Here is an 18,662-nt window from a genome sequence, read left to right as displayed (position 1 = left end):
TCGACAGAGGTGCGGTCATGGGGTCGGGAATATTCACTCAGAGTACGCGTGCGGCGAGACTGACCGCAGCGGGTGCGGCCATGGTCATGGCAGGCGTGCTCGCGGGCTGCGGGTCGAACGGCGGCGGCGGCGGTGACGGCGGCGGCACCCTCACCGCGTACGTCTACGGCGACGACGCGGTCAAGGTGCAGGAAGCCGCGGTCAAGGAGTTCAACAAGACCTCGAAGGTCAAGGTCAAGCTCGTTCCGGTTCCGGGCACCGAATACGTCAACAAGCTGCGGAGCGCCATGGGCTCCCCGAGCGCCCCCGACATCTTCTTCAACTGGGGCGGCGGCTCCATCAAGCCGTACGTCGAAGCCAACCAGCTGGTCGACCTCACGTCGACGGTGAAGAACGACGCCACGCTCAAGGACGGCTTCCTGCCGTCGATCGTCACCGCCGGTGGCCTCGACGGGAAGACCTACGGCATCCCCATGCGCGGCATGCAGCCCGTGATGCTCTTCTACAACAAGGCCCTCTTCGCCGAGAACCACATCGAGCCCCCCAAGACGTGGGAGGACCTGCAGAAGGCCATCACCACCTTCAAGGGCAAGGGCATCACCCCGTTCGCCCTCGGCGGCTCCGACAAGTGGCCCGAGCTGATGTGGATGGAGTACCTGCTGGACCGGATCGGCGGCCCCGACGTCTTCCGGAAGATCCAGAACGGCGACACCTCCGGCTGGGGCGACCCGGCCGTGCTCAAGACGGCCCAGACCGTCAAGCAGCTCGTCGACGACGGCGCCTTCGGCAAGAACTTCAACTCCGTCGACTACGGCAACGGAGGCGCGCCCACCCTGCTCAACAAGGGCAAGGCCGCCATGCACCTGATGGGCTCGTGGGAGTACTCGACGCAGCTGGGCAAGGCGCCCGAGTTCGCCAAGAAGGACCTCGGCTGGACGGCGTTCCCGACCGTGGCCGGCGGCGTCGGTGACGCGGCGAACGTGGTGGGCAACCCCACCAACTACTGGTCGGTCAACGCCAGGACCAAGCACAAGGACGCGGCGATAGCGTTCCTGAAGGCCATGGCGGCCAAGTCCTACAGCAAGGCGCTCGTCGACAACGGTGACGTCCCGACCACGTCGAACGCCGCCTCGATGCTGAGCGGCTCGCCCAACCCGAAGTTCGCCACCGACCAGTACGACATGGTCCAGAAGGCCCCGGACTTCACCCTCTCCTGGGACCAGGCACTGGAGTCCCGGTACGCCACCCCGCTGCTCACCGAGATCAGCAAGCTGTTCGCCGGCAAGTCGACCCCGGAACAGTTCGTCGCCGCGATGAAGGCCGTCAAGTAACAATGTCCCACGTCTCTTCGTACAAAAAGGTGCGCGGAGGAAGGAAGGCGGCCGCCGGTAACGTCGGCCGCCCCCCGGTCGCCTGGGCGGTGCCCGGCATCCTCTTCTTCGCCCTCTTCGCGATCGTCCCACTCGCGATCGCCGTCTACCTCTCCTTCTGCCACTGGGACGGGCTGAACTCCCCGACACCCGTCGGCGCGGACAACTGGACCCGGCTGTTCAAGGACCCGGAGTTCCGGCAGGCCGCGTGGCTCAGCCTGCTCCTCACCACGATCAGCTGGGCGTTCCAGACCCCGGTGGCGCTGCTGCTCGGCGTCTGGGCGGCGGGCAGGCAGCGCAGCCGGGCCGTGCTCTCGGCGGTCTTCTTCATCCCGCTGCTGCTCTCCACCACGGCCATCGCGATGCTGTTCCACGCGCTGCTCGACCCCAACTTCGGTGTCATCAAGACGATCGGACCCTGGTTCGGCATCGATCCGAACATCATGGGCTCGTCCACCGGCGCGCTGCTCACCGTGGCCTTCGTCGGCGGCTGGCAGTTCATGCCGTTCCACACCCTGATCTACCAGGGCGGCACCCGGCAGATCCCCCAGGTCCTGTACCAGGCCGCGGAGATCGACGGCGCCGGCATGCTCCGCCAGTTCTTCCACATCACCCTGCCGCAACTGCGCAACACCATCACGACCTCCTCGGTCCTGATGATCGTCGGCTCGCTGACGTACTTCGACACCGTGCTGATCATGACCAAGGGCGGTCCCGGCACGGACACCACCGTGCTGCCGTATCTGATGTACCGGACCGGCTTCCAGACCTACGACCTCGGCTACGCCGCGGCGATCGCCACGGCCCTGGTCGTGGTGGCCACCGCCCTGTCGCTGATCCTGGTCCGCTTCAGCGGCTTCGGGAACATGCGGTCCACCCGGGAAGGTATGTGACGAGATGTCAATCGACACCCGCCCCGTGGCACGCCCCGCGTCGCCCGTGACCCGGAGCCGGCTGGCCGCCGCCCGGCGCCGCCGGAAGTGGGGCAACCCCCTGGCCGGCCTGGGCTCGCTGGTCTGGCTGCTGCTCGTCATCGTCCCGCTCTACACGCTGGTCTCCTCGTCGCTCATGCACCAGGACGAGGCACTCAACGGCGATCCGCTGGCCGTCCCGACCGACCCGACGCTCGACAACTACCGCACCGTGCTCGACAGCGGTTTCTCCACGATGCTCACCAACACGGCCATCGTCGCCGTGGCCACGGTGGCCATCGTCCTGCTGCTCTCGGTGCCCGTCGCGTACGTCGCGGTACGGACCCGCAGCCGGCTCTCCTCGCTCGCCTTCCGGACCTTCCTGCTCGGCGTGGCCATCCCCGCGCAGGCCGTGATCGTGCCGCTGTACCTGCTGATCAGCAAGATGGGTCTGTACGACAGCCTGCCGGCCATCATCCTGCCGACCGCCGCGTTCGCGATGCCGGTGGCCGTGCTGATCCTCAGCGGCACCATGCGTGACGTCTCCGAGGAGATGTACGAGGCGATGGCGCTCGACGGCGCGAGCCCCCTGCGGATGCTGTGGCAGCTGGCGATCCCGATGTCCAAGGCGGGCATCAGCACCGTGGCCATCTACACGGCTCTCCAGGCGTGGAACGGGTTCCTGTTCCCGCTGATCCTGACGCAGTCGGAGGAGAACCGGGTGCTCACGCTGGGCCTCTTCAACTTCATGTCCCAGTTCGGGGTCAACGTGCCCGCCGTCCTGGCCGCGATCGTGCTCTCCGTCGTGCCGATCTTCGCCGTGTACCTCGTGGCACGCAAGGCACTGGTCAACGGACTGATGGGGGTGGGCGGCAAGTAGCGCTCCACGCCGCCCCGCGCCACCGTACTCATGAGAGGAACCCCTGCCCCCATGGCAATCCCCGCAGTCCCGCATGCCCGCAGCACAGGAGCGGCCGCGGCCGTCGACGGCCCCTGGCGCGACCCCTCCCGCACCCCCGAGGAGCGGGTGGCCGATCTGATCCCCCGGATGACCCTGGAGGAGAAGGCCGCGCAGCTGTACGGAATCTGGGTGGGCGCCGACGCCGACGGCGACGGGGTCGCGCCGCACCAGAACGACATGGTCGACGACGTCGACTTCGGCGACCTGACCACCCGTGGCCTCGGCCAGCTCACCCGGCCCTTCGGCACCGCCCCGGTCGACCCCGGCGTCGGCGCCCTCGGCCTGGCCCGCGCCCAGGGCCGGATCGTCGAGGCGGGACGCTTCGGCATCCCGGCCCTCGCCCACGAGGAGTGTCTGGCCGGGTTCACCGCCTGGGGCGCCACCGCCTACCCCGTCCCGTTGTCGTGGGGGGCGGCCTGGAACCCGGAGCTGGTGGCCGAGATGGCCCGCCGGATCGGCGCCGACATGCGTGCCGTCGGTGTCCACCAAGGGCTGGCGCCCGTTCTGGACGTGGTGCGAGACCTGCGCTGGGGCCGGGTCGAGGAGACCATCGGCGAGGACCCCTATCTGGTGGCCACCATCGGCACCGCCTACGTCCGCGGACTGGAGTCCGCGGGCATCATCGCGACCCTCAAGCACTTCGCCGGATACGCGGCCTCCGCCGGCGCGCGCAACCTCTCACCGGTGCGGGCCGGGGCCCGTGAGATGGCGGACGTGATCCTGCCGCCCTTCGAGATGGCGCTGCTGGAGGGCGGGGCGCGCTCGGTGATGCACTCGTACGCCGAGATCGACGGCCTGCCCGCCGCCGCCGACCCGGCCCTGCTCACCGGGCTCCTCCGCGACACCTGGGGCTTCGACGGGACCGTGGTCGCCGACTACTTCGGCATCGGCTTCCTGGAGACCCTGCACAAGGTCGCCGCCGACCGCGCGGACGCCGCCCGGCTCGCCCTGGGCGCCGGCGTCGACGTGGAACTGCCCACCGTCCGCAGTTACGGCGACGTCCTCGTCGCCGCCGTACGGGAGGGGACGGTGGACGAGGCGCTCGTCGACCGGGCCCTGCGCCGCGTCCTGCTCCAGAAGTGCGAACTCGGACTGCTCGACCCCGACTGGTCGCCGCTGCCCGCCGTACTGAAGGGCGCGGAGCCGGAGCAGGTCCGCGACACCGTCGACCTCGACCCCCCGGAGAACCGGGCCCTGGCCCGGGAGCTCGCCGAACAGGCCTGTGTCCTGCTCGCCAACCCCGGCGGCACGCTGCCGCTGCGGGACGCCGGGCGGATCGCCGTGGTCGGGCCCCGCGCCGACGACGCGCTGGCCATGCTCGGCTGCTACTCCTTCCCCAGCCACGTCGGCGTCTCGCACCCCGAGTTCGAGCGGGGGATCGACGTGCCCACGGTGCTCGAGGCGCTGCGCGGGGAGTTCCCCGGCTCCGGCATCGGCTTCGCCGCCGGCTGCGAGGTGGACGGAACGGACACCTCGCACATCGCGGAGGCCGCCCGGCTCGCCGCGGACGCCGATGTCTGCGTCGCCGTGCTCGGCGACCGGGCCGGTCTCTTCGGCCGCGGCACCTCCGGCGAGGGCTGCGACGCGGCCGATCTGTCACTCCCCGGCGTGCAGGGCGAACTCCTCGACGCGCTGCTGGCCACCGGCACCCCGGTGGTCCTGGTGCTGCTGGCGGGCCGCCCGTACGGGCTGGGACGCTGGGCGGACCGTACGGCGGCCGTCGTGCAGACGTTCTTCCCGGGTGAGGAGGGCGGTCCGGCGCTGGCCGGGGTGCTCTCCGGCCGGGTCAACCCGTCGGGCCGGCTCCCGGTGAGCGTTCCGCAGGGTCCGGGCGGTCAGCCGTGGACGTATCTCCAGCCGCCGCTGGGGCTGGTGAGCGGGGTCAGCAACCTGGACCCCACACCGCTCTACCCCTTCGGGCACGGCCTCTCGTACACGACCTTCGACTGGGAGCAGGGCGACCCGGAACCGGCCGAGATCACCACCGACGGCTCCGCGGACATCGAGGTCACGGTCCGCAACACGGGGGAGCGCGACGGCGCCGAGGTGGTGCAGCTCTACCTGCACGACCCGGTGGCCCAGATCACCCGTCCGCAGGCGCGGCTCATCGGCTACACCCGGGTGCCGCTGGCCGCCGGAGCGGCGGCCAGGGTCCGGTTCCGCTTCCACGCGGACCTGGCGTCCTTCACCGGCATAGGCGGCCGTCGCGTCGTCGAGCCCGGCGAGCTGGAACTGCGGCTCGCCGCCTCCAGCGACACGGCCGACGTCCGCCGGACCCTGAGGCTCCGGCTGACCGGACCCGAGCGCGTCGTCGACCACACGCGACGGCTCGCCTGCGGCGCCTCGGTCGAGCCCGCCCCCGTACCGGAGCCGGCCGCGCACTGACCGGCACCGCCCGCACAGCCGCACCATCCCTTTCGTGAGCCCCCCGCACCACGCGCACGTCCCGCCCGGATGCGGGGAGGCTCACGAAACTTTCGAAGCATCTTCATCGCACGCGCGTCGATCCCGGCACTCGAATTCCGGGGAGGCGCGCCCACCGAAAGGGATATGTCATGCGCAAGACAGCCCAGGCCGCCATGATCGGCACCGCCGCCGCGGCCCTGCTCGTTTCCTCCTTCACCCTCAGCGCCTCGGCCGCCCCCGAGCACTCCGGCTCGCACGGGAAGCCGAAGCTCCCCGCCGCCGGCAGTCTGGGAGCCCTCGGCCTCCGGGCCGACCTGCGCATCGGCACGGCCGTCGACATGGCGGCCCTCGCGGACGACGCGCCCTACCGCGCCAAGACGGCGAGCGAGTTCACCTCCGTCACCCCCGAGAACGTCATGAAGTGGGAGGTCGTCGAGAAGGAGCGGGGCACGTACGACTGGGCGGCTGCGGACGAGCTGGTCGACTTCGCCAGGGCCAACGGGCAGCTGGTGCGCGGCCACACCCTGCTCTGGCACAACCAGCTGCCGGCCTGGCTGACCGAGGGCGACTTCAGTGCCGGCGAACTGCGCGCCATCCTGCGCAAGCACATCACCGACGAGGCCGGCCACTTCAAGGGCCGGATCTGGCAGTGGGACGTCGTCAACGAGGCCTTCAACGACGACGGCACCCTGCGCGACAGCATCTGGCTGCGCAAGCTCGGCCCCGGCTACATCGCGGACGCCTTCCGGTGGGCCCGCCAGGCCGACCCCAAGGCCAAGCTGTTCATCAACGACTACAACATCGAGGGCGTCAACGCCAAGAGCACGGCGCTCTACAAGCTGGTCGTGGAGCTGCGCAAGCAGCACGTACCCATCGACGGCGTCGGCATCCAGGGACACCTCTCCGTCCAGTACAACGCCCCGCACGACATCGCCGACAACATGAAGCGGTTCGACGACCTCGGGCTGGAGACCGCGATCACCGAGGCCGACGTCCGCGTCCCGATGCCCTCCGACAGCACCAAGCAGGAGGCGCAGGCCGAGGGGTACGACGTGCTGCTCCGCGGCTGCCTGCTCACCCGCCGCTGCACCGACTTCACCGTGTGGGGCTTCACCGACAAGTACTCGTGGGTGCCCGGCGTCTTCGAGGGGGAGGGCGCGGCCAACCTCTTCGACGAGAACTACGCGGCCAAGCCCGCCTACAAGGCCCTGACCCAGGACCTGAAGCTCGCCGCGGGCCGGGACTGACCGCTCACCGCGGGCCGGGACCGACCGCTCACCGGAAGGGCATCGGCATGAGGAACACCCTCCGGATCACCGGAGTGAGAATCACCCCGGTGGCCTTCCGGGACCCGGCGTTGCTGAACGCCGTGGGCGTGCACGAACCGTACGCGCTGCGGGCGATCGTCGAGGTCGATACCGGCGAAGGGCTCGTCGGCCTCGGCGAGACGTACGCCGACGAGGGACATCTGCGCCGCCTGCGGACGGCTGCCGACGCCCTCACCGGGATGGATGTGTACGCACTCGGCGCCATGCACCGCACGGTGGCCGGGGCGCTCGCCGGGGACGACGGCGCCGGCGGCTCGGGGCTGACCGGGATGATCACGAGCAGCAGTACGGCCGATCGGGTCTTCTCCCCCTTCGAAGTCGCCTGTCTGGACCTCCAGGGCAAGGCCGCCGGCCGCCCGGTCAGTGATCTGCTCGGCGGCGCGGTGCGGGACTCCGTCCCGTTCAGCGCCTACCTCTTCTACAAGTGGGCCGGGCACCCCGGCGCCGAACCCGACGACTGGGGAGCGGCGCTGGATCCGGACGCCCTCGTGGCGCAGGCCCGGCGCATGGTCGACGCGTACGGATTCAAGGCGATCAAGCTCAAGGGAGGTGTCCGGCCGCCCGAGGAGGAGATCGAGGCGGTCCTCGCCCTGCGGGCGGCCTTCCCCGGCGTGCCGCTCCGGCTCGACCCGAACGCGGCCTGGAGCGTGCCGACGTCGGCCTCCGTCGCCCGCCGGCTGGAGGGGGTCCTCGAATACCTGGAGGACCCGACCCCCGGCCTGGCGGGCATGGCGGAGGTGGCGCGGCAGACCCCGATCCCGCTCGCCACCAACATGTGCGTCGTCGCCTTCGGGCACCTGGCGCCCGCCGTCGAGCGGCGGGCCGTGCAGGTGGTGCTCTCCGATCACCACTACTGGGGTGGTCTCCACCGCTCGAAGCTGCTCTCCGGGATCTGCGACACGTTCGGCATGGGGCTGTCCATGCACTCCAACTCCCATCTCGGCGTCAGCCTGGCCGCGATAACCCACCTGGCAGCCGCCACACCCCACCTCACCTACGCCTGCGACACGCACTGGCCGTGGAAGACGGAGGAGGTCGTCGAACCGGGCGCCCTCGAGTTCGCCGACGGGGCCGTCCGGGTTCCCGAGGGGCCGGGGCTGGGTGTGGAGCTCGACCGGGACGCGCTGGCCCGGCTGCACGAGCAGTACCTCGCCTGCGGTCTGCGCAACCGGGACGACACCGGCTACATGCGGCGGATCGTCCCGGGCTACGAGAAGAGGTCACCGCGCTGGTGACCTGCCCCGGGGCCCGCCGCCGGCCCGGGCGCCCCGCCCCGCACCCCTTCACAGGACATCGAGGATCTGTCATGGCCCCTCTCGACTGGGCCGCCCTGGGCGGCTACTTCCTGGTGATGCTGCTCATCGGCCTCTGGTCGCACAAGCGCGTCGGTGACGTCAGCGACTACTTCACCGGTGGCGGCCGGATGCCCTGGTGGCTGTCCGGCATCTCCCACCACATGTCCGGCTACAGCGCCGCCGTGTTCGTCGCGTACGCGGCGATCGCGTACACCTACGGAATCACCGTCTACGTCTGGGCGTTCCTGCCGCTCGCCCTCGGCACCGGCGTCGGCGCCTGGCTGTTCGCCCCGCGCTGGAACCGGCTGCGGCGGCGGTACGCCGTCGCCTCGCCGCTGGAGTACCTGGCCAAGCGGTACAACGTCCCCACTCAGCAGGCGCTCGCCTGGAGCGGCGCCCTGCTCAAGGTCTTCGACGTCGCAGCGAAATGGGCGTCGGTGGCGGTCCTGCTCAACGTGTTCACCGGTATGTCCATGACGGCGGGCATCCTGATCACCGGTGTGGTCACCCTGCTGTACTGCACCGTCGGCGGACTGTGGGCCGACGCACTCACCGACTTCGGTCAGTTCATCATCCAGGGCTTCGCGGCCCTGGCCATGGTCTGGGTGGTGCTCGACAGGCTCGGCGACGGCATATCCGGCCTCGGCACGATCTGGCACCGGCTGCCGGAGGGGCACGGCCATCCGCTGGTCGGCCCCTACACCGCCACGTTCCTCGGCGCGTACGTCGTCGTGAAGCTCTTCGAGTACAACGGCGGCATGTGGAACCTGGCCCAGCGCTACATGGCCACCGACACCCCGAAGGCCGCCCGGCGGTCGGCCGGACTCTCCGCCGTGCTGTACGTGGTGTGGCCCGCGGTCCTGCTGTTCCCCCCGCTCGCCGCGGCGGTGCTGCTGCCGGACATCACCGATCCGCAGAAGGTCTACGCGCTGATGGCGGAGTCCTATCTGCCCGCCGGTCTGGTGGGACTGACGCTCGCCGGGATGTTCTCCCACACGATGGCCATGGCGTCCTCCGACGCCAACGCCGTCTCGGCCGTCGTCACCCGCGACATCATTCCGGCCGTCGTCCGCGGCGCCAGGAACCTGTCCCCGTCGGCCGGGCTGCTCGTCGCCCGGGTCTGCACGGTCGTCTTCATCACCATCAGCATGGTCGTCGCCATAGAGGCCGATCACTTCGGCGGGGTGCTGGGCATCATCGTTGGCCTGGTCGCCGCCGTGATGGGGCCGATCTCCATCCCGATGCTGCTGGGCCTGCTGCCCCTGTTCCGCCGGTGCGGCCCGCGGGCGGCGCTGTCCTCCTGGGGGCTCGGGCTGCTGGGCTACGTCCTGGTGAAGTTCGTCCTCGACAGCGCCGACCAGACCCTCGTCATCGTCACCCCACTGGTGACCTCGCTGGCGGTGTACGCCGTCGTCGGGCTGATCGCCCCGGAACCCGACGCGACGGCCGACGCGATCACCGCGGCGGTCTCGGGGCCGGACGGCGACGACGAGCCGGCCCCGGCCGTGCGGCAGCGGCCCGCGGTGCCCGGCTCCGCCGGCTGAGCACGTCCGTCCCCGTACCGGACACGCCGTTCGGGGCACCCATCCGCCCAATTTGTCATCAATATGAACAAATAGGAGAGCAGCATGGACGACAGCGTCCCGCAGCACGCCGGCCGCAGAGCGGTCCTCGGACTCGGGCTGGGCCTCACCGCGCTCACCGCGACACCCCTCGGCTCCCTCCTCGGCCTGTCCGCCGAGGCGTCCGCGAGCGGCCGCATCCCGGAGGTGCGGCCCACGGACCCCGGTGCCTACATCTCGTTCACGCCGCGGCGCGGCAGCTTCGCCCTGGTCAGGAACGGGCGCGCGGTCCCCGTCCTCGTCAGCGACCGTGACTGGCCGGGCGTCGTCCGGGTGGCGGGCGACCTCCAGAGCGACATCGAACGCGTCACCGGAGTCCGCCCCACCCTCTCCCACGGCGCGGTGCCCAGGGGCCGGGAGATCACGATCATCGGCACCGTGGGCCGCAGCCCGCTGATCGACGGGCTCGTCGCCCGGGGCAAGCTCGACGTCTCGGCGATCCACGGCAAGTGGGAGACGAGTCTCCAGACCGTCGTCGATCACCCGCTGCCCGGCGTCGACCGGGCTTTCGTGATCGCGGGCAGCGACCAGCGCGGCACGATCTACGGCACGTACGACGTCTCGCGCGGCATCGGCGTGTCGCCCTGGTACTGGTGGGACGACGTCGTCCCCGTACACCGCGACGAGATCCATGTGCTGCCCGGCCGCCACACCCAGGGCACCCCGGCCGTCAAGTACCGCGGCTTCTTCATCAACGACGAGAACCCGGCGCTCGGCACCTGGGCCCCCGCCTACTTCGGCCCCGGCAAGGCGCCCGGCTTCGAGGGCGGCTTCAACGCCGACTTCTACGCCCGGGTCTTCGAAGTGATGCTGCGCCTCAAGGCCAACTACCTCTGGCCGGCCGTCTGGGGGCGCGCGTTCGCCGAGGACGACCCGCTCAACCACGCCACCGCCAAGGCGTACGGCGTCGTCATGGGCACCTCGCACGAAGCCCCCATGATGCGCGGCATCGAGGAGTGGAACCGGCACGCCGTCGCGGCCGTACGCGACAGCGCGGGCAACATCACCACCCCGGGCCACGACCCCTACGGCGGTACCGGCGAGTGGTCCTTCCGCCGCAACGCCGAGGCGATCAAGGCCTACTGGGCCGACGGCATCCGCCGGATGAAGGACGAGGACTTCGAGGGCGTCGTCACCCTCGGCATGCGCGGCAACGGCGATGTCAGCCTCCCCGACGGCGACGGCATCGAGCTGATGACCGAGATCATCGCCACCCAGCGCGCTCTGCTGGCCGAGGTCTCCGGCAAGGACGTCACCGCGATTCCGCAGGTCTGGACGCTCTACAAGGAGGTTCAGCGCTACTGGGACCGGGGGCTGCGGGTCCCCGACGACGTCACGGTGGTGCTCACCGACGACAACTGGTCCAACATCCGCAAGCTGCCCGACCTCGCGAACGAGGCCCGGACGGGCGGCTACGGCCTCTATTACCACTTCGACTACGTCGGGGTCGGCCGCAACTACAAGTGGGTGGACACCGCGTCCCTGCCCAACATGTGGGACCAGCTCCACCAGTCCATCGCCTACGGCAACCACGGACTGTGGGTGGCCAACGTCGGCGACCTCAAGGGCAACGAACTGCCCACCCAGTTCTTCCTGGAGTACGCCTGGAACCCCGACCGGTGGCCCCTGGACCGGCTGCCCGAGTGGGAGGAGCGGTACGCCCGGCAGAACTTCGGCGAGAAGCAGGCCACCGCGATCGCCGCCGTCCTGCGCGCCTACGCCCGGCTCCAGTCGCGGCGCAAGCCCGAACTCCTCAACCGGAAGATCACCCTCAACCCGGCCAAGGACCCCGCCAAGGACAGCTCGGCGATCGTGTACGACGACGAGGCGACCCCCTTCAGCATCGTGGACTACCGCGAACTGGAGCGCGTCACCGAGGAGTGGCGGCAGCTCGCGGCGGAGGCCGAGCGGGTCGGGCGGCGGCTGCCGGCCTCCGCCCAGGACGCCTGGTACGAACTGGCCGGCTACGAGGTGCAGGCCACCGCCAATCTGTACGCCCTGCGCGAGGCGGAGTTCACCAACCTCCACTACGCCGCCCAGGGCCGGGCCCTCACCAACGACCTGGCGGCCGCCGCCGAGGCCCGGCTCGCAGACGACCTGGCCCTGGCCGGCCGGTTCAACACCCAGGTCGCCGACGGCAAATGGCAGGGCTTCCAGACCCAGCCGCACATCGACTACGGGGACGTGGCCCGCTACGGACCGAACGCGCCCTGGCAGCAGCCCGAGATCAACAACGTCGCGATCAAGGACGTCCTCTTCCCGGCGGTCAAGCGCATCGACCTGCCGGCGGGTCCCGAGATGGGCGTGGCCGTCGACGGTTCGGCCGCATGGTGGCCGCATGAGCAGAGTCCGGCCGTGCTGCCGGTCTTCAGCCCGTACCAGAGCCAGCCCGCCCAGTACATCGAGGTGTTCAACCGGGGCCGCGCCCCGTTCGACTACCGCGTGCGCACCGGTGCCCCCTGGCTGACCCCCGACCGTGTCCGGGGCCGCGTCGAGCAGCAGGACCGGATCACCCTGCGCGTCGACTGGGCCAGGGCCCCGAAGGGGGTCACCGAGGTGCCGGTCACGGTCACCGGACCGGACGGGGCCGAGGTCGTCGTCACGGCGGTCGTCGACCGCCCCGCCCTGTCCCGCTCGCGCCTCGCCGGCTTCGTCGAGGCCAACGGATACGTCTCCATCGAGGCCGACCACTACAGCCGGGCCGTCGACGGCGGTGGCATCCACTGGCAGCGCATCCCGGACATCGGGCGGACGGGGGCGGGCATGGAACCCTTCCCGGTCACCGCCGCCCGGCAGACCCCGGGCGGGAACAGCCCGCGGCTGGAGTACCGGATCAGCCTGTTCACCACCGGCCAGGTCACCGTCCACGCGTATCTGTCGCCCCGCAACAATCCGTTGCCGACCGACGGACTCACGTACGCGGTCTCCTTCGGCGACGCACCACCGCAGCGGGTCAACGTCACGAAGGCGACGGGGGCCGACGACGGCACCATGAACGCGCAGTGGGCCCGCCACACCTCGGACAACGTCAACGTGACCAGTACGGCGCACCACATCGGCGCCGCCGGAGTGCATGTGCTGAAATTCTGGATGGTCGACCCCACGGTGGTGCTCCAGAACCTGGTGGTCGACACCGGCGGCCTCAAGCCCAGCTACCTGGGCCCGCCGGAAAGCCTCCGGCTGCGCTGAGCCCGGGGGCCCGGGCGAGGGAGAGCAGAGCGGATGAAGAGCGGCAACGAAGACACCGGTGCGCCGGCCGAACGCCTGGACGTGACCCCCGTGGGGGCGGGCGTCGAGATCAGGATCGGCACACCGTCGGGGAAGCTCTCACTGACCTGCACCCCCGCCCGGGCCCGGGAACTGGCCACCGCTCTCGGCCTCGCGGCGGACGAGGCCGAGAGCGCCGCCTCGGCGGACCCGGTCACCGTCAGGGCGGCCGAACTGCGCCGCGGAGACGTACGCGACGGCGACCGCGCCATGACGGTCGACGCCGTCCGCGTCGACGGGGCCACCGCCCACATCACCTGGAAGTCGGGCGCCGGACGCAGCTGGAACCAGCTCTACGACGCCGACGCCCGCATCACGCTGCGCCGCCGCGGGCGGTAGACCGGCCCGGCGGCCCGTCCCGCCGCGCGTCGCCGCGGGACGGGGCGCACCCTGGAGGGGAGACTCCGGAGGTGAGCGCCATGACGCACACGGCTGTCGGATGGCACATCGAGCTGGAATTCGAGGAAGACACCCACCGCACCCGCGCGGCCGCTCTCGTGCGGCTCTCCGACGGGAGCGAGGTCCGCGCGCACGGCTATGCCAGCCGCCATCCCTCGGACTCCGAACAGCCCCGGGTGGGCGAGGAGATCGCGGGGGCGCGCGCCCTCAACGAACTGGCGATGAAACTGCTGACCAAGGCCCACGACGAGATCGACGAGGCGTCCGGCCGCACGTCGTACCCGCTGACCTGAGAGGAGGCGGCCCCGAAGGGCATTTCCTTTGTACGAGGGACTTCGTAATTTGACGGACGTCGTAGTACGGGATGTATCGTACTAGCGATCCTTCCGCACCCGTCGAAACGGAGTCCGTCGTGAGTGCCCTTTTCGAGCCCTTCACCCTCAGGTCGCTGGTCGTGCCCAACCGGGCATGGATGGCACCCATGTGCCAGTACTGCGCCGCGGTGGAGGGGCCCGAGACGGGTGTGCCCACCGACTGGCACTTCGCGCATCTCGCGGCGCGGGCCGCCGGCGGCACCGGCCTCATCCTCACCGAGGCGACGGCGGTCAGCCCCGAGGGCCGGATCAGTCCCGCCGACCTCGGCATCTGGAACGACACCCAGGCCGCCGCGTTCCGCCGGATCACGGACTTCGTCAAGGCGCAGGGCTCGACCGTCGGAATCCAGCTCGCCCACGCCGGCCGCAAGGCATCCGTGGCGGCCCCGTGGACCGGCGGCGCGCCCGTGGGTCCCGAGGACCACGGCTGGACGCCCGTCGCCCCCAGTCCGCTGCCCTTCGACACCGGCTACCCGGTGCCCCACGAGCTGACCGTCGACGAGATCCAGTCGGTCGTCTCCGACTTCCGGGAGGCCGCGCGCCGCGCCGTCGAGGCGGGCTTCCAGGTCGCCGAGGTGCACGGCGCGCACGGATATCTCGTCGGCCAGTTCCTGTCGCCCCACAGCAACCACCGCACCGACGCGTACGGCGGCAGCTACGAGAACCGCGTCCGGTTCGCCCTTCAGGTCGTCGACGCCGTCCGCGAGGTCTGGCCCGAGGACCTGCCCGTCTTCTTCCGCATCTCCGCCACGGACTGGCTCACCGAGAACGCGGAGGACGAGCGCGAGGGCTGGACCGCCGACGAGACGGTGCGGCTGGCCGGGGAGCTCCAGGCCCACGGCGTCGACCTGCTGGACGTCTCCACCGGCGGAAACGCCCCCCGCGCACGCATCGCGGCCGGTCCCGGCTACCAGGTGCCCTTCGCCGAACGCGTGAAGCGGGAGACGTCGCTTCCGGTCGCCGCGGTCGGCCTGATCACCGACCCTCAGCAGGCCGAGAAGATCCTTTCCGAAGGCAGCGCGGACGCCGTGCTCCTCGGGCGCGAACTCCTGCGGAACCCGTCCTGGGCGCAGTACGCGGCACGCGAGCTGAGCGGCACCGCGCACGCGCCCGAGCAGTACGCGTACGCCATCTGACCGGTCCTCCGCGGCCCTCCTGAGCCCTCCTCGCACCGTCTCGTCCGGCCGTCTTCCGACGGAGGACGGGCCCCGCGGGGAGGGCGGTTGCGTACGCGTCGACTGCGCCGGACCGCCGCGTCCCGACAGCGGTGATCCGGCGCGGGTGGGGCGGGGGCTCCGGCGCACCCAATTTATATCGTTGAAAATTCTCCGTGCACGACTGTTGTTTTGCGTTTGGTGCTGTGGCTCAATGTTCGATCATGTGCTGTGCCTCACAGGTTAGAGGCACGTGAGCTCTCTCGACAGGACGACGCCTTGAGACGACAAATCCCCCGGCCCCGCACGGTGTTGCGAACGGTGGCCTGCGCCGCCGCGCTCTTGATGCCCCTCGGGGCCACCCTGGTCCCGGCCGCCGCGGCCACCCCGGCCGCGGCCGCCGGAGCCGCCTCCGCGACCACGTTCACGGCCGGCGATCCGGCCACCGCCGTGCACGGGCTGAAGGGTGAGTACTTCAGCATGTCCGCGCCCGGTGCGCGGGACTTCGACAAGCTCGGCGGGGTCGCCCTCGACCCGCAGATCAACTTCCCCGGCCTCACGGGGACGTTCGAGTCCGCCACCGGCCGCACCGAGAACACCACCGCTCGCTGGACCGGCAGCATCACGGCCCCCGAGGACGGCGACTACACCTTCGCCGCGATCGGCGACAACGGCTTCCGGCTCTTCATCGACGGCCAGGTGGTGATCGACCACTGGGTGCCGGACTGGGACAACGAGCAGACGAGCAAGCCGGTCGCGCTCAAGGCCGGTGAGCCGCACGAGTTCAGGCTGGAGATGTTCCAGGACGTCGGCGGCGCCAACATGTTCCTGCGGTGGTCGAGCGCGAAGCTCGCCAAGCAGCTCGTGCCCGAGTCGGCCTTCACCCCGCCGGCCGGGTTCGAGGTCTACCCGGTCGGGCTCGGCGTATCGGACGACGGGCTCACGCTCCGGGCGACGTTCGACGACAAGGTCAGCGACTACGCGTCGCTGAAGGACCACCTCACGATCGAGGCCGACACCTCGCCGATCCCGGTGAAGTCGGTCGCCCCGGTACCCGGCGACGCCCACGCGCTGGACGTCACCCTGACCGGACCCGTCCTGAAGGGCCAGCAGGTCAGGGTCGCGTACGACGGTGAGGCGGGCCTCCGGGCGGGCGGGGAGGCCGTCCCGAAGATCAGCCGCAGCGCCACGAACCTCTCCACGCACCGCCTCACCACCCCGTGGGGCGACAAGGCCGACCGCAACCACCCGCTGCCCGAGTACCCCCGGCCGCAGCAGGTGCGCGACAAGTGGCAGAACCTCAACGGCCCGTGGGAGTTCTCCGGAGCCGCGGCGGGCGAGCGGCCCGTCTTCGGCAAGAAGCTCGGTGAGCGCATCACCGTGCCGTACCCGGTCGAGTCGCAGCTCTCCGGTCTGGAGCGCCACGAAGACCACATGTTCTACCGCAAGCTCGTCACCGTCCCGAAGAACTGGGCCGTCAAGGGCGACAAGCACGGCAAGAGCAACCGCCTGAAGCTGAACTTCGGGGCCGTCGACTACCAGGCCACCGTCTGGGTCAACGGCAAGCAGGTCGCCGAGCACACCGGCGGCTACACCGCCTTCAGTGCCGACATCACCGACGCGGTCAAGGGCGGCGGACCGCAGGAGATCGTCGTCGCGGTCACCGACACCACGGGCGCCGACCAGCCCACCGGCAAGCAGGCGGCCCATCCGGGCGGCATCTTCTACACCGCCTCCTCCGGTATCTGGCAGACGGTGTGGATGGAGCCCGTCGCTCCCGCGGCCGTCGACTCCCTGACGACCACCCCGGACATCGACAAGGGCCGGCTCGCCCTGACGGTCCACTCCGGCGACGCCTCGAAGTCCGCCCGGATCACCGCCGTCGCCCGCGACAGGAAGGGCAAGGTCGTCGGCACGGTCAGCGGCCCGGCCAACAGCGAGCTGAGCCTGCCGGTCGCCCAGCAGCACCTGTGGTCGCCCGACGACCCGTACCTGTACGACCTGGAGGTCACCCTCAAGGACGGCAGCTCCAAGGACACGGTGGACAGCTACTTCGGTATGCGCTCCTTCGGCGTCGCCAAGGTCGGCGGTTACCAGAAGCTGGTCCTCAACGGGAAGCCGTTCTTCTCCCTCGCCCAGCTCGACCAGGGCTTCTACCCCGACGGCCTGAACACCGCGCCCAGTGACGACGCGCTGGTCTTCGACCTGAAGGCGCAGAAGGACCTCGGCTTCAACTCCGTGCGCAAGCACATCAAGGTCGAGCCCGCGCGCTGGTACTACCACGCCGATCAGATGGGTCTGCTGGTGTGGCAGGACTTCGTCTCCGGGAACCTCACCGGCGAGAAAGGCCACAAGGCCTTCCTCGACCAGGGGGCCGAGATGATGGAGCAGCTGCACAACTACCCGTCGATCGGTGCCTGGATCGTCTTCAACGAGGGCTGGGGCGAGTGGGACCGCACCGAGACCGGCAAGATCACCGAGCAGGTCCAGGCCGCCGACCCCTCCCGCGTCGTCAACGCCCACAGCGGAGTCAACTGCTGCAACTCCAAGGGTGACTCGGGCAAGGGCGACATCATCGACCACCACGACTACAACAACACCGACCCGGCCTTCCCGGACGGCACGCGGGCGGCGATGGACGGCGAGCACGGCGGCTTCACCCTGCGGATGCCCGGACACATGTGGCCGGGCGCGCCCACCGCGATCTACAGCGGTGTCGCCGACAAGGCCGCGCTGACCGCCAAGTACGTCGAGAACACGCGCGATCACTACCTGGAGGCGGCCGGCGCGGAACTCTCCGGTTCCATCTACACCCAGGTGACCGACCTGGAGAACGAGCTCAACGGGCTCTGGACGTACGACCGCCGGGAGATCAAGGTCGACCCCGCCCAGGTGCGGAAGATCAACCAGGAGGTCATCGCCGCCGGCGCGACAGCGGGCGAGCGGGAAGCGGTCAAGGGTGGCGGCGCCTGGTCGCTGGACGAGAACGGGGGGACCAAGGCCGCCGACAGCGGCCCGAACCACAAGGACCTGACCCTTTCCGAGGGAACGTCCTGGGCGCCCGGAGTGCGGGGTTCCGCGCTGAAGTTCAACGGCGAGGGCCAGTACGCGCAGACCGACGGCCCCGTCGTCGACACCACCGGTGACTACACCGTGTCGGCCTGGGCGTCGCTGGACGCGCTTCCGGGCAACTACGCCACCGTCGTCAGCCAGGACGGCCGGCGCCAGGAGAACCCCTTCTACCTCCAGTACGGACAGGGCGCCTTCGCCTTCTCCACCCCGGGCGCCCACCGCGCCCGGCTGGAGATGAAGCCGGAGCTCGGCCGGTGGTACCACCTGGCCGGCGTGCGCAGCGGTGACGAGATCAAGCTGTACGTCGACGGCAGACTCGCCGCGACCGCGCCGGCGGGATCCGCCGACGTCAGCAGCGGCGCGCTGTCCGTGGGCCGGGCGAAGTGGTCGGGCGCGAACACCGACTTCTGGAACGGATCCGTCGACCAGGTCGCGGTGTACGACAAGGCGTTGACCGCCGACGAGGTGAGCGCGCTGCACGAGGCCGGACAGCCGTAGGTCCA

The 18,662-nt window shown here is 70.5% G+C and carries 12 protein-coding genes; all 12 read left to right on the top strand.

The features are described from left to right. Positions 1-80 precede the first annotated feature (80 nt). Positions 81-1,331 carry an extracellular solute-binding protein gene (locus E6R60_RS09800; protein ID WP_136326082.1) on the top strand — a complete coding sequence of 417 codons (1,251 nt, stop codon included), beginning with the start codon at positions 81-83 and terminating at the stop codon, positions 1,329-1,331. 2 nt (positions 1,332-1,333) lie between these two features. Next, a complete protein-coding gene (locus tag E6R60_RS09795; protein WP_136326081.1) occupies positions 1,334-2,263 on the top strand; it encodes a sugar ABC transporter permease in 930 nt (309 codons plus the stop codon). A gap of 4 nt (positions 2,264-2,267) precedes the next feature. Then, positions 2,268-3,161, top strand: a complete 894-nt coding sequence (locus E6R60_RS09790) for a carbohydrate ABC transporter permease (RefSeq protein WP_136326080.1) — start codon at positions 2,268-2,270, stop codon at positions 3,159-3,161. Positions 3,162-3,212: 51 nt separating this feature from the next. After that, the gene (locus E6R60_RS09785) at positions 3,213-5,627 is read left to right on the top strand and encodes a glycoside hydrolase family 3 N-terminal domain-containing protein (RefSeq protein WP_136326079.1); all 2,415 of its coding nucleotides are present in this window, start codon (positions 3,213-3,215) and stop codon (positions 5,625-5,627) included. Between the two features lie 170 nt (positions 5,628-5,797). Next, entirely contained in the window at positions 5,798-6,895 is a 1,098-nt protein-coding gene (locus E6R60_RS09780; protein ID WP_136326078.1) for an endo-1,4-beta-xylanase, read from the top strand. A gap of 47 nt (positions 6,896-6,942) precedes the next feature. Next, positions 6,943-8,211, top strand: coding sequence for a glucarate dehydratase family protein (locus E6R60_RS09775; RefSeq protein ID WP_136326077.1), 1,269 nt, complete (start codon positions 6,943-6,945; stop codon positions 8,209-8,211). 71 nt (positions 8,212-8,282) lie between these two features. Next, positions 8,283-9,815 carry a sodium:solute symporter family protein gene (locus tag E6R60_RS09770; RefSeq protein WP_136326076.1) on the top strand — a complete coding sequence of 511 codons (1,533 nt, stop codon included), beginning with the start codon at positions 8,283-8,285 and terminating at the stop codon, positions 9,813-9,815. Between the two features lie 84 nt (positions 9,816-9,899). Next, positions 9,900-13,082: a glycosyl hydrolase 115 family protein gene (locus tag E6R60_RS09765; protein ID WP_136326075.1), complete on the top strand. Its 3,183-nt coding sequence runs from the start codon at positions 9,900-9,902 to the stop codon at positions 13,080-13,082. Positions 13,083-13,115: 33 nt separating this feature from the next. After that, on the top strand, positions 13,116-13,499 hold the full coding sequence (locus tag E6R60_RS09760) for a hypothetical protein (protein WP_136326074.1): 384 nt from the start codon (positions 13,116-13,118) through the stop codon (positions 13,497-13,499). A gap of 80 nt (positions 13,500-13,579) precedes the next feature. Further along, positions 13,580-13,852 carry a DUF1876 domain-containing protein gene (locus E6R60_RS09755; RefSeq protein WP_136326073.1) on the top strand — a complete coding sequence of 91 codons (273 nt, stop codon included), beginning with the start codon at positions 13,580-13,582 and terminating at the stop codon, positions 13,850-13,852. 119 nt (positions 13,853-13,971) lie between these two features. Next, the gene (locus tag E6R60_RS09750; protein WP_136326072.1) at positions 13,972-15,069 is read left to right on the top strand and encodes an NADH:flavin oxidoreductase/NADH oxidase; all 1,098 of its coding nucleotides are present in this window, start codon (positions 13,972-13,974) and stop codon (positions 15,067-15,069) included. 297 nt (positions 15,070-15,366) lie between these two features. Further along, the gene (locus tag E6R60_RS09745; protein ID WP_136326071.1) at positions 15,367-18,657 is read left to right on the top strand and encodes a LamG-like jellyroll fold domain-containing protein; all 3,291 of its coding nucleotides are present in this window, start codon (positions 15,367-15,369) and stop codon (positions 18,655-18,657) included. The last annotated feature ends 5 nt before the right edge of the window (positions 18,658-18,662 follow it).

Source organism: Streptomyces sp. A0642, assembly GCF_004795105.1.
In the GTDB taxonomy this organism is placed as follows: domain Bacteria; phylum Actinomycetota; class Actinomycetes; order Streptomycetales; family Streptomycetaceae; genus Streptomyces.
Note: the sequence above shows the minus strand (reverse complement) of the source record. Positions and strands in the feature narration are given on the sequence as shown.

Bases quoted from the DNA above. Each gene is read 5' to 3' on its own strand.
- E6R60_RS09800 (WP_136326082.1), top strand. From the start codon at position 81: ATGGTCATGGCAGGCGTGCTCGCGGGCTGCGGGTCGAACGGCGGCGGC.
- E6R60_RS09795 (WP_136326081.1), top strand. From the start codon at position 1,334: ATGTCCCACGTCTCTTCGTACAAAAAGGTGCGCGGAGGAAGGAAGGCG.
- E6R60_RS09790 (WP_136326080.1), top strand. From the start codon at position 2,268: ATGTCAATCGACACCCGCCCCGTGGCACGCCCCGCGTCGCCCGTGACC.
- E6R60_RS09785 (WP_136326079.1), top strand. From the start codon at position 3,213: ATGGCAATCCCCGCAGTCCCGCATGCCCGCAGCACAGGAGCGGCCGCG.
- E6R60_RS09780 (WP_136326078.1), top strand. From the start codon at position 5,798: ATGCGCAAGACAGCCCAGGCCGCCATGATCGGCACCGCCGCCGCGGCC.
- E6R60_RS09775 (WP_136326077.1), top strand. From the start codon at position 6,943: ATGAGGAACACCCTCCGGATCACCGGAGTGAGAATCACCCCGGTGGCC.
- E6R60_RS09770 (WP_136326076.1), top strand. From the start codon at position 8,283: ATGGCCCCTCTCGACTGGGCCGCCCTGGGCGGCTACTTCCTGGTGATG.
- E6R60_RS09765 (WP_136326075.1), top strand. From the start codon at position 9,900: ATGGACGACAGCGTCCCGCAGCACGCCGGCCGCAGAGCGGTCCTCGGA.
- E6R60_RS09760 (WP_136326074.1), top strand. From the start codon at position 13,116: ATGAAGAGCGGCAACGAAGACACCGGTGCGCCGGCCGAACGCCTGGAC.
- E6R60_RS09755 (WP_136326073.1), top strand. From the start codon at position 13,580: ATGACGCACACGGCTGTCGGATGGCACATCGAGCTGGAATTCGAGGAA.